Origin of the sequence: Amycolatopsis sp. NPDC089917 (assembly GCF_040684635.1) — a bacterium.
Lineage (GTDB): Bacteria > Actinomycetota > Actinomycetes > Mycobacteriales > Pseudonocardiaceae > Amycolatopsis.
Window position 1 is genome coordinate 45,153 of record NZ_JBFBGL010000041.1, and the last position, 12,959, is coordinate 58,111.

Consider the following 12,959-nt stretch of genomic DNA (forward strand, 5'->3'; position numbering starts at 1 on the left):
TCACAGCACTGACTGGAAAACGGGTCGAACACCGAGGACGCGACGTTCCACCGCCGTTGTGCCCGGACTAGAGCAGCTGCGGTGAGGCTGGCGTCATGCCGATTGGAGGAACGTGATGGACACGGTCGATGTGCTCGTCGTCGGAGCGGGACCGGTGGGATTGACCGTCGCGCACGAACTGCGCCGCCGCGGCGTCGGCGTCCGGGTGGTGGACCGGGCGGACGGCCCGGCGCCCACCAGCCGCGCCACCGCGACCCACGCGAGGACTCTCGAGGTCTACCACCAGATGGGCGTGCTCGAGGAGCTGCTGGCGCGGGGGCAGCGGGTCGGGCATTTCTCGATGCACCGCGGCGGGCGGATGCTGGCCCGGCTCGGAACCGACTACTCCGAACTCCCGACCAGGTTCCCGTTCACCCTGCAGATTGATCAGGTCTTCACCGAGGAGGTGCTCCGCAAGCGGCTGAGCGAACTCGGGACCGACGTCGAATGGTCGTGCGAGGTGACCGGGCTCGGCCAGGACGCGCGCGGCGTCACCGTCGACCTGAGCCGTGACGGCGGCACCGAGAAGCTCGCCGTCCCGTGGCTTGTCGGTGCCGACGGGGCACACAGTTTCGTCCGCCGGAGCCTCGGGTTGAAACTGCTCGGCGACTCCACCGAGACCTGGCTGGTCGCGGACGCGATGATCGACCTGGATCTGCCGAGGGACAGCCTCCATTGGCTGCACACCGGGAACGGCACCGTGCTGCTGGTCCCGTTCGCCACTCCGGGGAAGTGGCGGCTGCTGGACACCGCCGACGTCGACAACGCCGGCGACTACGCCGCCGTCGGCGCCCGTTTCGCCGGGAAGCTGAGGCTCGCGTTGGGGAAGCCTGTGGAAGTTTCGACACCGACGTGGGTCTCGGCGTTCACCATCCAGCAGCGGATGATCCCGAGCATGCGGTCCGGCCGCTGTTTCGTCGCCGGGGACGCGGCGCACGTGCACAGCCCGGCCTCCGGGCAAGGGATGAACACCGGGATCCAGGACGCGCACAACCTCGGCTGGAAGCTGGCGCAGGTCGTCCGCGGCGAAGCGGAAGAGTCTCTTTTGGACAGTTATGGCGTGGAACGCGTCCCGGTGGGCGAGGTCCTGCTGGGTTCCACCAAGACGGCGACCGCGCTGATCGCTTTGCGCAACTTCGGCGCACCAGTGCTGCTCCCGGTCGGGCTCGGCATACTCAAGCGGGTCACGCCGTTGAGGCGCAGGATCGAACGCAAGATCTTGCGTGGAATGTCCGGACTCGCCCTGCACTACCGGGAGAGTCCGCTGAGCCAGGGCGTCAAGGAAGCGGACGGGCTGCAGGCGGGCGACCGGGTCGGCTGCTCGGCGGAGACCGAACAGGCCTCTCCCGGCTGGCGGGCGTTGTGCGCCGAACTCGCCGATCCCCGCTGGACCCTGCTGGCGTTCCCGGGTACCGAAGCGGGCTTCAAGGACACCTTGGCCGAGATCGACGAACACTTCTCCGGTGCCGTGTCGGTCCGCACTGTATCCACAGTGGACTCCTTTCCGCATCGGCTCACCGATCCCGGCGACCTCCTGCGCGGCGGGCTCGACGCTCGTGAAGGTGACTTCCTCCTGATCAGGCCGGACGGCTACCTGGCCGCACGCGGCACCCTCGCGGGCACGGACCTGACCTCGGTGCTGAGCGACGTCCACCTGCGTCCGAAGGCGAGCCGATGAGCCTGCGCGGGAAAGTCGCCGTCGTCACCGGCGGGAACCGGGGGCTCGGCCTCGCCATCACACGAAAACTCGCGTCCGAGCGCTGCGACGTCATCATCGCCCACGCGCAGGACGACACCGGTGCGGCGGCCGTGGTCCGCGCGCTGTCCGTGCTGCCGGGGAAAGTCACCTCGGTCCGCACGGACATCAGCGCCGCCGCCGGGGTCGACGACTTGCTCGACGGGATCCGTGAGAAGCACGGCAGGCTCGACGTCTTCGTGCACAACGCCGCCACCTATCACCCGATGGCGTCGTCCGATCTGGACGCGGAGTCCTGCGCGACGGACATGCGGGTCGCCCTCGGGCCGTTCCTGTACGGCACCAAGAAACTCACCGACCTGTTCCCCGCGGAGGGCGGACGCGTCGTGGTGGTGTCCAGCCTGGGCGCGCGTTCGGTGATACCCGGCTACGTCGGGCTCGGCATGGCCAAGGCGGCGCTGGAGAACCTGGTCCGCTACCTCGCCGTCGACCTGGCGGCGCGCGGTGTCACGGTGAACGCGGTCGCCGGCGGGAAGCTCGACGAGCGAGTGGAACAGGGCGACGACCCGATATCGGCGATGGTCGCCGTCCGAACCCCGACCGGCAGGCTGGCGCGTCGCGAAGAACTCGCGGACGCCGTTTTCCTGCTTTGCCAGGCCGAAGCCGCCGCACTGCGCGGACAGGTGCTCACCGTGGACGGCGGGCTCTCCCTGCTCGCCTGACACCGATCACGAACGGATACGAGGAGACTCATGCGGATCATCGACCTGTCCACCCCGGTCGACGCCGGGCAGTGGGAACCAGATCCGGTCGAGCACCGGATCCTCTCGCCCGAAGAAGGCGGGCGGCACATGGCCGAGGCGATGGCGGAGAAGTTCGGCGTCGAGTTCGACCCGGCCGATCTGCCGGACGGCGAACTGCTGTCGCTGGACACCCTCACCCTGACCACGCACACCGGCACTCACGTGGACGCGCCGTCTCACTACGGCTCGAAGGCCGCCTACGGCAGGCCCCGGCACATCGACGAACTCCCGCTCGACTGGTTCATCGGCTCGGGGGTGCTGCTCGATCTGGGCGAGGAACCCGTCGGCACGGTCGGCGTCCAACGCCTCGAAGCGGCCTTCGAAGAGATCGGCCACCGCCCCCGGCCGGGTGAGATCGTGCTGCTGCGGTTCGGCGCGGACGAGTTCGCCGGGACCCCGAAGTACTTCACCGATTTCACCGGCCTCGACGGTCCGGCGACCAACCTTCTGCTCGACCTCGGGGTGCGGGTGATAGGCACCGACGCGTTCAGCCTGGACGCCCCGTTCGGCCACATGATCGGCGAATACCGGCGCACCCACGACAAGAACGTGCTGTGGCCCGCGCATTTCGCCGGACGACGCCGAGAGTACTGCCAGATCGAACGGCTGGCCAATCTGTCCGCGCTGCCCGCCGCGACCGGCTTCACCGTGCTCTGCCTGCCGGTGAAGATCGCCGGCGCCGGGGCGGGTTGGGCCCGCGCCGCCGCCCTCGTCGAGTCCTGAACCCCTCCACCCCCAGGAAAACGGAAAGGCAATCATGATCACCAAGCAGACGCTGCACGAGATTTCCCGCGGCTATCTGAAGACCGCCATGCTGCGCACCGCGATCGATCTGCGGCTGTTCGACACGATGGTGGACGCCCCTGCCGATTCCGGCGCGATCGCCACCACCCTCGGCGTGGACGCGCGGGCGTTGCGGATCCTGCTCGACGGCCTGGTCGCGATCGGGCTGCTGACGAAGGCGGGCAGCGGCTACCGGCTCGCTCCCGGCGGCGAAAACTATCTGCCGACGTCCAGCCCGCAGTACTTCGGCGGAGCCGTGCGGCTCGGCGCGAGCGACTGGGAGTGGGACGCGCAGAAGCGGCTCACCGACTCGGTCCGCAAGGGCGGCACCGTACTCGACGAGCACTACCTCACCCCAGATCTGGACTACTGGGAGGATTTCGCGGAGCACACCACCTGGTTCAACAACGGTGCCGCGGATCTGCTCGCCGACCAGCTGATGCCGTGGGCGAAGGACCGCGAGAGCGTGGACGTCCTCGACGTCGCGTGCAGTCACGGATCGTATGGTTTCGCCTTCGCCCGCCGGGAACCGCGCGCCCGCATCTGGGGCTTGGACTGGCCGAACGTCCTGCCTCACACGCGGCGCAACGCCGAACGGTCCGGGCTGGCCGACCGGCTCGAACTGATTCCCGGCGACATGTTCTCGGTCCCGTTGGGCGGTCCATACGACCTCGTCCTGCTCACCAACGTGCTGCACCACTTCGCCGAGGAGACCGCGACCGGGCTGCTGGAACGACTGTCCGCCGCGGTGAAGCCGGGCGGGCGGATCGCGGTCGTCGGCCACACTTTCCCCGAGGGTGCGGATCCGGCGCGTACGCCGATGCCATTCCTGTTCTCGGTCAGCATGCTCGTACAGACGCACGACGGCGAGACCCACTCGATCCAGACCTACGAGCGGATGCTCGCGGCGAGCGGGTTCACAGGCACGCGGAGGTACACGGGCCCGAAAGCGCAGCACACCGTTTTCATCGCCGAGAAGGCCTGATAAGGCGAGGAGACCCATGCATCCCGAGGAAAGAAGAGTGGTGATGACCGGGATCGGCGTCGTCGCGCCGGGCGGCACCGGGACCAAGCAGTTCTGGGACCTGCTGACCGCGGGCCGGACCGCCACCCGGACGATCTCGCTGTTCGACGCGAGCTCGTTCCGTTCCCGCGTCGCCGCCGAATGCGATTTCCACCCGGTCGCCGCCGGGCTGGCCCCGGAGGACGTCGGACGCTGGGACCGGGCCACGCAGTTCGCTCTGGTCTCCGCCCGCGAGGCAGTGCTGGACAGCGGCCTGCTCGGCGAACTCGGCCCGACGTCCACCGGTGTGCTCACCGGGACGGCCGTCGGGCTGACGATGAGCCTGGACCGCGAGTACGGCGTGGTCAGCCGCGGCGGCCGTGACTGGCTGGTGGATGAAAAGCTCGGCTCGTCCCAGCTGTACGACTACTTCGTCCCGTCGTCCATGGCGGCGGAGGTCGCCTGGCTCGTCGAGGCGGAGGGACCGGTCGGCGTGGTGTCGACCGGGTGCACGTCGGGGATCGACGTCGTCGGGCACGCCGCCGATCTGATCGCCGACGGCTCTGCCGAGGTGATGATCGCCGGCGCGTCCGACGCGCCGATCTCGCCGATCACCACCGCGTGCTTCGACGCGATCAAGGCGACGACCGCCCGCAACGACGAGCCGGACACCGCGTCCCGGCCGTTTGACCGGACGCGCAACGGGTTCGTGCTCGGTGAGGGTTCGGCGTTCTTCGTCCTCGAGGAACGGGAACGCGCACTGGCCAGAGGCGCGCACGTCTACTGCGAGGTCGGCGGCTACGCATCGCGCTGCAACGCGTTCAGCATGACCGGCCTGCGGCCCGACGGCCGTGAACTGGCGGATGCCGTTCACGGCGCGATGACGCGGGCCCGGACGGAGCCCGCCGATCTCGGATATGTCAACGCCCACGGCTCGGCGACCAAACAGAACGATCGGCACGAAACGGGCGCGTACAAGCTCGCGCTCGGCGAGCACGCGTACCGGGTCCCGATCAGCTCGATCAAGTCCATGGTCGGGCATTCGCTCGGGGCCATCGGTTCACTGGAGATCGCCGCCTCCGCGCTCGCCATCGAACACGGGGTGATCCCGCCGACGGCCAACCTGCACGAACCCGATCCCGCCTGTGACCTCGACTACGTCCCGCTGGCGGCGAGGGAACGCCGGGTCGACGTCGCGCTCAGCGTCGGCAGCGGGTTCGGTGGGTTCCAAAGCGCGATCGTGCTGACCGCGCCGGATTGGCGGCAGCCATGACGGCCGCGACTGAGACCGCCCGGACCGGCGGTGCCCCGAGGACGGTCCGGCCGGTGGTGACCGGGCTCGGCGTCGTCGCCGCGACCGGGCTGGGCGTCGAGGAGTACTGGGCCGCGACGCTGGCCGGGAAGAGCGGCATCGGACCGGTGACCCGATTCGACACCCGCGACTATTCGGCCCGACTGGCCGGCCAGGCCCACATCGTCCCCGAACGGCATCTGCCGGGCAGGCTCCTGCCGCAGACCGACCACATGACCCGGCTCGCCCTCATCACGGCGGACGAGGTCCTCGCCGACGCGGGCGCCGATCCCCGCCAACTGCCGGACTACGCCGTCGGCGTGCTGACGGCGGCCTCGGGCGGGGGTTTCGAGTTCGGTCAGCGGGAGCTTGAAGCGCTGTGGAGCAAGGGCGGCTCATACGTCAGCGCCTATCAGTCGTTCGCCTGGTTCTACCCGGTCAACACCGGGCAGATCTCCATCCGGCATGGCATCCGCGGCGCGAGCGGCGCCGTCGTCGCCGAAGGGGCAGGCGGGCTCGACGCGGTCGCCAAGGCGGTCCGGCGGCTGCGGCTCGGGACGTCTCTCATGGTCAGCGGCGGGGTCGACGGCTCGCTATGCCCGTGGGGATGGATCTGCATGATCGCCTCCGGTGGCTTGACCACGGCCGCCGACGCGGCGGAGGGATACCGCCCCTTCGACAGCCATGCGAACGGGCACGCGCCCGGTGAGGGCGGGGCGCTGCTGACCATCGAGGACCGGGCGGATGCCCTGGCGAGAGGCGTTTCCCGGAGCTATGGCGAAATCGCCGGGTATGCCGCGACGTTCGACCCGCGCCCCGGCTCCGGCCGGGGTCCGGCTCTGCGCCGGGCCATCGACCTGGCGCTGGAGCGGGCCAGGACCCGACCCGACGAGGTCGGCGTCGTTTTCGCTGACGCGAGTGGCCTGCCCAGCCTCGACTCCGTCGAGGCCGAGACCATCGCGGGTGTGTTCGGGCCGCGAGCCGTCCCGGTGACCGCGCCCAAGACGATGACCGGCCGCCTGCTCGCCGGCGGCGGAGCCCTTGACCTGGCGACGGCGGCGCTCTCGCTCCGCGACGGCGTCGTCCCGCCGACCATCCATATCGGACACCCGGCACACCCCGACCTGCTGGACCTCGTCCGCGACGAGCCGAGGGCGACTGCGCCGCAGGTCGCGGTGGTGCTCGCCAGGGGACACGGCGGGTTCAACTCCGCGATGGTCCTCCGCCGGGCGGACTAAGCCATCTTCGCCACGAGAAAGGAACGAGATGAACCTGCGGGAACTGACCTCCGTCCTCCGGGAAAGCGCCGGCGAGGAGGAAGGCGTCGACCTTGATGGGGACATTTTGGACACCCCCTTCGAGCAACTCGGATACGACTCGCTCGCCCTATTCAACACGGTCGGCCGAATAGAACGAGAGAACGGGATCTCGCTCCCTGACGACGTCGTAACCGAAGCCACCACCCCCCGATTTCTGCTGGATCGGGTCAATGAAGCGCTCGCCGTCGCCGAATCGGCATAGGAACAGCCATTCGGCGGGACTCCCGATGATCGGGGATCCCGCCGAATCGCTTTACTCGTCACTCGATGAATTATCGGAATTGTCTTGATTGTCCATTTCGGCAGGCGGATTTCACGCCGGGGACCCCAGCGAGAACACCTCGTCCCGATAGTCGTCACAGTTGAGGACGACCTGGTGCAGCTCTCGCAGCCAGGGAGAGGGATCGATACCCAGCTCGCCGATGAACCGTTCCCGGAGCCGCCGGTAAAGCGAAAGCGCCTCGGCCCGCCGCCCGGAACGGTAGAGCGCGCGCATGAACTGTCCGTGCATGTTCTCGTTGAAGGGATGCCGCCTGGTCAGCACCGTCAACTCGGTCAGCACGCCGTAGTGCTGGCCGAGCCGGAGTTCGGCTTCGATGCGGCGTTCCAGGGTGAGCGTCCGAGACGCTTCAAGCTCCCTGACCTCCGTCTCGATGGCGGGCCCGTGGCGCACGTCGACCAGCGCGTCGTCCCGCCAGACGGCCAGCGCGTCGGCGAACAGGCAAGCCGCGTGGCGATACTCCCCCGAGACGAGGGCAGCTTCACCCCTGGCCACGAGATCCTGGTAGCGGGCGACGTCCAGGGCGGGTGCCGCGATCCGCAACCGGTAGCCGCTTGTTCCGGTGACCAGGACATCCTTCGCCGAGGACCCGCCGTCGGCCAGTGCGGCGTCCATTCGCTTGCGGATCTGCATGATGTAGGTCTGGATGGTGGTCAGCGCGCTCTTCGGCGGCGTAGTACCCCAGAGCTCGTTCTCGATGGCCCCCAGGTGCACGAACCGGTTCGCGTTCAGTGCGAGCAGGGCCAGAACCTTCTTCGGCTTCACCGCGGTGGGCACGAAGGAAATGCCGCCCTGGTGCGCCACCAATGGACCGAGCAGGTCGATATGCACGAAAGTCAACCCCCAAAGAATAATTTCCACGTTTACTATCCGGATTAATCGGGAAAACAATGCACATTCCAGATAGAGGTCTCATTAACCCCGCAGAAGACCCTCTTCCATGTATACGAACACCACCAGTGCGGGTCAAGGATTTATCCAGGCAGACAAGACTGCTCACTCGAAAAGACCAGCGCGGGTGAGCTGGACCACGGCGCGTCACTTTGCCTTCGAGTATTGCGATACCCGTATTCGAGCGAGCCCTGGAACAGTCGCATTGGGGGATCGCGGCGAATCGCCGGACCCTACTCAGCCGAATCCGCACTGTCCAGCTCTGAAGGAAGGCTACCGATGAGTTCAGGCCTGCACCTGTCCTGCTTGCATCCTGGTGTCGCCGATCCCCGGATGGATTCGATGCGCCTGCTTAGCGAGACGTCCTTCCGCTACCCGAAGGCGTTGTCGTTCGCTTCCGGCAGGCCATACGAGGGTTTCTTCGAGTTCGCCGACCTGCACCGCTATCTCGACCGATTCGTCGACGATTCGCTGGCGCGCGGGCTGCCCGAGGAACGCGTCAAGAAGGCGGTATTCCAGTACGGCCCCACCAACGGCGTGATCCGCGACGCGGTGGCCCGCATGCTGAACGCGGACGAGGGCATTCACGTCGGACCGGAGTCGATCCTCATCACGCACGGCTGCCAGGAGGCGATGATGATCGCGCTCCGCGGCCTGTTCGCTTCCCCGGACGACGTGCTTCTCACCGTTTCCCCCTGCTACGTGGGCATCGCCGGGGCAGCGAAACTGCTCGACATCGACATAGAACCGGTCCCGGAGGGTGAGAACGGGCTCGAAGCGGCGACGCTCGCCGAGGTCGCGCGGCGGGTCAAGGCCGCGGGCCGTCGTCCCGTCGCCTGCTACGTGACCGCCGACTTCTCCAACCCGTCCGGGCACTCGCTGTCCTTGGAGACCCGGCGTGAGCTGCTGGAGGTCGCCCGCGACGAGGACCTGCTGCTCCTCGAAGACAACCCGTACGGGCTCTTCTGCCGGGAAGGCGAGGAGATCCCGACCCTTAAGGCGCTCGACACCGAGCAGCGGGTGATCTACCTCGGCTCCTTCGCCAAGACCGCCTTCCCCGGTGCCCGGGTCGGCTACCTCGTCGCCGATCAGCCGGTGCTCGGCGGCACCGGTGACCCGAGGCCCTTCGCCGAAGAACTGGCCAAGGTCAAGAGCATGTTCACGGTGAACACCGCGGGCGTCTCACAAGCGCTGATCGGCGGGTTGCTCGCCGAAGCCGGGCACAGCCTGCGCAAAGCCACCCGTGAACTGGCCGACCTCTACGTCGGGCATCTCGAAACCACGGTGCGCTGCCTGGAAGAGCACTTCCCCCAAGCCCGGTTCCCCGAGCACGGTGTGCGATGGAACGTGCCGGGTGGCGGGTTCTTCCTGCTCCTGGAGGTCCCGTTCGACGCGGGCTACCCCGCCCTGGAGACCTCGGCCCGCGATCACGGTGTGGTGTGGGCGCCGATGCGGATGTTCTACGTCGGTGACGGCGGAGCCAACATCATCCGGCTTGGCTTCAGCTCGCTGACCCGTGACGAACTCGAGGAGGGCATCCGGCGACTGGCCGGGTTCATCAGGGCGTCTTCGCCCCGCGACGTCGATGTCGCGAATCCGCCAGACCGGGATGTCGCAAACCTGCTGGACTGAAGCCATGACAACCGAACAAGCCCGGCTGTTCCGCTCCCTGCACGTCCCGGCCAGTCCGCTGGTGCTGGCGAACGCGTGGGACGTCGCGAGCGCCCGGATCGTCGAAGACGCGGGCGCCGCCGCGATCGCCACCACCAGCGCCGGAGTGGCGTGGAGCCTCGGCGCCCCCGACGGCGACCTGATCGGCCGCGACCTCGCGGTGGACCTGATCGCCAGGATCGCCCGTGTGACAACGGTTCCGGTGTCCGCGGACATCGAGGGCGGCCACGCGGACACGCCCGAGGGCGTCACCGAAACCGTCGCCGCGGTGGTGGCGGCCGGCGCGGTCGGGATCAACATCGAGGACGGCCCACGGCCACCCGAAGAGGTGGTCCCGCGGATCGCGGCGGCCCGCGCGGCGAGCGACGACGTGTTCGTCAACGCCCGGATCGACACCTTCCTCCGAGGACTCGGCGGCGTTCCGGAGACGCTGGAGCGCGCGGCCGCGTACCTGGCGGCGGGCGCCGACGGGATCTTCGTGCCCGGCGCCACCGACCCCGCCGTGATCACCGCGCTCGTCGAGGGCATCGACGCGCCGGTGAACGTGATGGCCCACCCGGGCGCGCCGAGTGTCAAGGAACTGGCCGGACTCGGGGTCGCGCGGGTGAGCGTCGGCTCCGGGATCAGCCAGTCCGCGTACGCCCTCGTGCGGGAAAGCGCCCGGGAGCTCTTCTCGACCGGCACGTACTCGCGTCTGGAGGAGTCCTTCGACTATGGCGCCCTGAACACCCTCCTCACCCCACGCGTTGAGACGGCCAACCACAGGGATCGCCGAGGGTGAAGGCGTAACTCGCGTGATCGGACACGTGACTCGCGTGCTTGGAGCCGGAACTCACGTGAGTGGACGCCGCACTCGGAGTTCCGGCTCTGATCACGCGAGTGCGGTGTCCTGCCGCATTCAGAGGACGAAATGCAGCGCGGGGCGGGTCAGGACCAGAGGTACCGTCGCTCAGGCCGTCCCGTCCCGCCGTACTTCAGCGTGACCTCGGCCTTCCCGGTCGCCACGAAATGCTCCAGGTACCGGCGCGCGCTCACCCGGGCGACGCCGGTCGCCTCGGCGCATTCGCTCGCGGACATCCCGCCGGACGCGCCGCGCAGCGCGGTCTCCACCAGCCGCGCGGTCTCGGCGGTGAGTCCCTTGGGCAGCACGGGTTTCGCGCTCGGCCGCGAGCCGAAGACCTGGTCGACGTCGGCCTGCCCGGCCTCGGCCAGCCGGTCCAGCCGCCGGTGCAGTGACGCGAAGTGGGTGAGCTGATCCCGCAACGACGCGTACTCGAACGGCTTGATCAGGTAGTGCAGGACGCCGCCCCGCATCGCCTGCCGCACGGTCTCCACGTCGGTCGCCGCGGTGATCAGGATGACGTCGACGTCTTCGGTGGCGCGCAATTCCCGCAGCACGGACAGCCCGTCGACGTCCGGCAGGTAGACGTCCAGCAGCACCAGGTCCGGTTTCAGCTCCCGTGCCAGGCGGATCGCGTCGGCGCCGGTGTGCGCGACACCCACGACGGCGAAGCCCTCCGTGCGCGCGACGTATCCACTGTGGACTTTCGCGACCATGAAATCGTCGTCGACGACGAGCACCCGGATCATCGCGGCAACCTCGCCGTGAACACCGCGCCACCGGAGTTGTGCACCTCGACCGAACCGCCCCGCCGGACGCACGCCTGCCGGATCAGCGCGAGCCCGAGACCGCGCTGGCCGTGCGCCGCGGCCTTCGTGGTGAAGCCGTGCTCGAACACTTCCTCCGCGATCTCCGGCGCGACTCCCGGCCCGGAATCGCGGACCTCCACCCGCACTTCACTCTCCTCCTGCCACACGCCGACCTCGATCCAGCCCTGCTCGCCACCCAAGGCGTCCAACGCGTTGTCGACGAGATTTCCCAGCACGGTCACCAAATCCGTGGACAGCGCGTCCTCGACGCGGTCCAGTTCGCTGTCCGGGGCCATGCGCAAGCCGACCCCGCGCTCCGCCGCCAGGGACGCCTTCGCGATCAGCAGTGCGGCCACGGCCGGGTCGCCGACGCGGGAGCCGACCTCCGCGCGCCACTCGCCCTGCGCCGAGCTGATCCGGCTGACATACCCGCGGACTTCGTCGTATTCCCCGAGTTCCAGCAGCCCGGAGATGGTGTGCAGCCGGTTGCTGAACTCGTGCGCCTGCGCCCGCAACGTGTCGGTCGCGTGCCTGCTGGCGTCGAGTTCGTCCCGCAGGGTCATCAGATCGGTGCGGTCCCTCAGGGTGACGACGGCGCCCCGCACGTCGATCGGCATCCGGTTCAGCGTCAGCACCTTCCCTTGCCGCAACACGATCTGGTCGGCGCCGGTCGCGCGGCCGGTGAGCAGGTCGCGGATCCGCTCGTTGAGGTCGAGGTCCTCGACCGACCGGCCGACGGCGTCCTCCGGCAGGGCCAGCAGTTCGCGGGCGTGGTCGTTCACCAGGGTGATCCGGTGCTCCGGGTCCAGGCCGACGACACCCTCCTTGATGCCGTGCAGAAGCGCCTCACGGTTCTCCACCAGCGCGGTGATCTCGTGCGGTTCCAGCCCGAGCGTCTGGTTCTTCACCCGGCGCGCCAGCAGCAGCGAACCGCTCACGCCGATCACCAGCGCGACACCCAGCACGCGCAGGGCGTTGTCCGGCGAGTCGAGGAACCCGGCGAAGAAACCGGGCGATTTCGAGCCCGCCGCGACCATCCGGACCACCTTGCCGCCCTTTTCGTCGAGCACCGGGACGTGCGCCACGATCGAGCCGTCGAGTTCGCCGACCCACGACCGTCCGGAAAGGACGGTGCTCTCCCCGATCTCCAGCCTGGTCCGGAGTTGATCCGGATACGGCGAAGCGAGCACGTACCGGTCCACGTCGGCGATGACGACGGAATCGACGCCGGACAGGCTCCGGGCGGTCTCCGCGGGTGCGGCGAGTTCGAAGGGGCCGTTTTCGAGATCGCCCACGATGTCCTGCGCGGCGACACTCTCCGCGACCGAAAGCACCCGGCGCCCCTCGGTGGTGCGGAAGTTGTTCCCCGCCTGGGTGACGACCAGAACGCCCACCGCGCACAGTAGGCAGGTGACGACTACCAGTTGCCACACGAGGAGCTGGCGGGCCAAGGAACCCCGAGCACCCATCGCCACCTCCGCGTGACCACAACGACCAAAACAACCCTTAGGCCCGTAACCGAGACATCTCTGT

Annotated in this window: 12 protein-coding genes; 9 read left to right on the forward strand and 3 right to left on the reverse strand. The window is 68.6% G+C overall.

The features are described 5' to 3' along the window. Positions 1-115: 115 nt before the first annotated feature. From AB0N89_RS27160 to AB0N89_RS27190, 7 genes are read left to right on the forward strand one after another with little or no spacing between them, the layout of a single operon-like run. Entirely contained in the window at positions 116-1,717 is a 1,602-nt protein-coding gene (locus AB0N89_RS27160; RefSeq protein WP_364209631.1) for an FAD-dependent oxidoreductase, read from the forward strand. Then, a complete protein-coding gene (locus AB0N89_RS27165; protein WP_364209634.1) occupies positions 1,714-2,457 on the forward strand; it encodes an SDR family oxidoreductase in 744 nt (247 codons plus the stop codon). The genes AB0N89_RS27160 and AB0N89_RS27165 overlap by 4 nt, the downstream gene beginning before the upstream one ends. Positions 2,458-2,487: 30 nt before the next feature. Further along, positions 2,488-3,261, forward strand: a complete 774-nt coding sequence (locus tag AB0N89_RS27170) for a cyclase family protein (protein WP_364209637.1) — start codon at positions 2,488-2,490, stop codon at positions 3,259-3,261. Positions 3,262-3,295: 34 nt separating this feature from the next. Further along, positions 3,296-4,306 carry a class I SAM-dependent methyltransferase gene (locus AB0N89_RS27175; protein ID WP_364209640.1) on the forward strand — a complete coding sequence of 337 codons (1,011 nt, stop codon included), beginning with the start codon at positions 3,296-3,298 and terminating at the stop codon, positions 4,304-4,306. 16 nt (positions 4,307-4,322) lie between these two features. Then, on the forward strand, positions 4,323-5,597 hold the full coding sequence (locus tag AB0N89_RS27180) for a beta-ketoacyl-[acyl-carrier-protein] synthase family protein (RefSeq protein WP_364209643.1): 1,275 nt from the start codon (positions 4,323-4,325) through the stop codon (positions 5,595-5,597). After that, positions 5,594-6,853 (forward strand): ketosynthase chain-length factor, encoded by a 1,260-nt coding sequence (locus AB0N89_RS27185; RefSeq protein WP_364209646.1) that lies wholly within the window; start codon positions 5,594-5,596, stop codon positions 6,851-6,853. Before AB0N89_RS27180 ends, AB0N89_RS27185 begins: the two co-directional genes overlap by 4 nt. A 28-nt stretch (positions 6,854-6,881) precedes the next feature. Beyond that, entirely contained in the window at positions 6,882-7,136 is a 255-nt protein-coding gene (locus tag AB0N89_RS27190; RefSeq protein ID WP_364209649.1) for an acyl carrier protein, read from the forward strand. Positions 7,137-7,247: 111 nt separating this feature from the next. On the opposite strand, the gene AB0N89_RS27195 is transcribed toward AB0N89_RS27190, so the two are convergent. Continuing rightward, entirely contained in the window at positions 7,248-8,045 is a 798-nt protein-coding gene (locus tag AB0N89_RS27195; RefSeq protein WP_364209699.1) for an AfsR/SARP family transcriptional regulator, read from the reverse strand. Positions 8,046-8,447: 402 nt separating this feature from the next. Here AB0N89_RS27195 and AB0N89_RS27200 point away from each other — a divergent pair, with 402 nt between their 5' ends. Together AB0N89_RS27200 and AB0N89_RS27205 are read left to right on the forward strand one after the other, a co-directional pair. Then, positions 8,448-9,737 carry a PLP-dependent aminotransferase family protein gene (locus tag AB0N89_RS27200; RefSeq protein ID WP_364209652.1) on the forward strand — a complete coding sequence of 430 codons (1,290 nt, stop codon included), beginning with the start codon at positions 8,448-8,450 and terminating at the stop codon, positions 9,735-9,737. A 4-nt stretch (positions 9,738-9,741) separates the two neighbouring features. Then, positions 9,742-10,557, forward strand: coding sequence for an isocitrate lyase/phosphoenolpyruvate mutase family protein (locus AB0N89_RS27205; RefSeq protein ID WP_364209655.1), 816 nt, complete (start codon positions 9,742-9,744; stop codon positions 10,555-10,557). A gap of 146 nt (positions 10,558-10,703) precedes the next feature. Here AB0N89_RS27205 and AB0N89_RS27210 read toward each other — a convergent pair whose 3' ends face one another. Together AB0N89_RS27210 and AB0N89_RS27215 are read right to left on the reverse strand one after the other, a co-directional pair. Continuing rightward, positions 10,704-11,366, reverse strand: coding sequence for a response regulator (locus tag AB0N89_RS27210; protein WP_364209658.1), 663 nt, complete (start codon positions 11,364-11,366; stop codon positions 10,704-10,706). Then, the gene (locus tag AB0N89_RS27215; RefSeq protein ID WP_364209661.1) at positions 11,363-12,895 is read right to left on the reverse strand and encodes a sensor histidine kinase; all 1,533 of its coding nucleotides are present in this window, start codon (positions 12,893-12,895) and stop codon (positions 11,363-11,365) included. The genes AB0N89_RS27210 and AB0N89_RS27215 overlap by 4 nt, the downstream gene beginning before the upstream one ends. Positions 12,896-12,959: the final 64 nt, after the last annotated feature.

Excerpts from the sequence above, each read along its gene's own strand:
- AB0N89_RS27160 (WP_364209631.1), top strand. The coding sequence starts at position 116 with ATGGACACGGTCGATGTGCTCGTCGTCGGAGCGGGACCGGTGGGATTG.
- AB0N89_RS27180 (WP_364209643.1), top strand. The coding sequence starts at position 4,323 with ATGCATCCCGAGGAAAGAAGAGTGGTGATGACCGGGATCGGCGTCGTC.
- AB0N89_RS27170 (WP_364209637.1), top strand. The coding sequence starts at position 2,488 with ATGCGGATCATCGACCTGTCCACCCCGGTCGACGCCGGGCAGTGGGAA.
- AB0N89_RS27200 (WP_364209652.1), top strand. The coding sequence starts at position 8,448 with ATGCGCCTGCTTAGCGAGACGTCCTTCCGCTACCCGAAGGCGTTGTCG.
- AB0N89_RS27165 (WP_364209634.1), top strand. The coding sequence starts at position 1,714 with ATGAGCCTGCGCGGGAAAGTCGCCGTCGTCACCGGCGGGAACCGGGGG.
- AB0N89_RS27210 (WP_364209658.1), bottom strand. The coding sequence starts at position 11,366 with ATGATCCGGGTGCTCGTCGTCGACGACGATTTCATGGTCGCGAAAGTC.
- AB0N89_RS27215 (WP_364209661.1), bottom strand. The coding sequence starts at position 12,895 with ATGGGTGCTCGGGGTTCCTTGGCCCGCCAGCTCCTCGTGTGGCAACTG.
- AB0N89_RS27175 (WP_364209640.1), top strand. The coding sequence starts at position 3,296 with ATGATCACCAAGCAGACGCTGCACGAGATTTCCCGCGGCTATCTGAAG.
- AB0N89_RS27190 (WP_364209649.1), top strand. The coding sequence starts at position 6,882 with ATGAACCTGCGGGAACTGACCTCCGTCCTCCGGGAAAGCGCCGGCGAG.
- AB0N89_RS27185 (WP_364209646.1), top strand. The coding sequence starts at position 5,594 with ATGACGGCCGCGACTGAGACCGCCCGGACCGGCGGTGCCCCGAGGACG.
- AB0N89_RS27205 (WP_364209655.1), top strand. The coding sequence starts at position 9,742 with ATGACAACCGAACAAGCCCGGCTGTTCCGCTCCCTGCACGTCCCGGCC.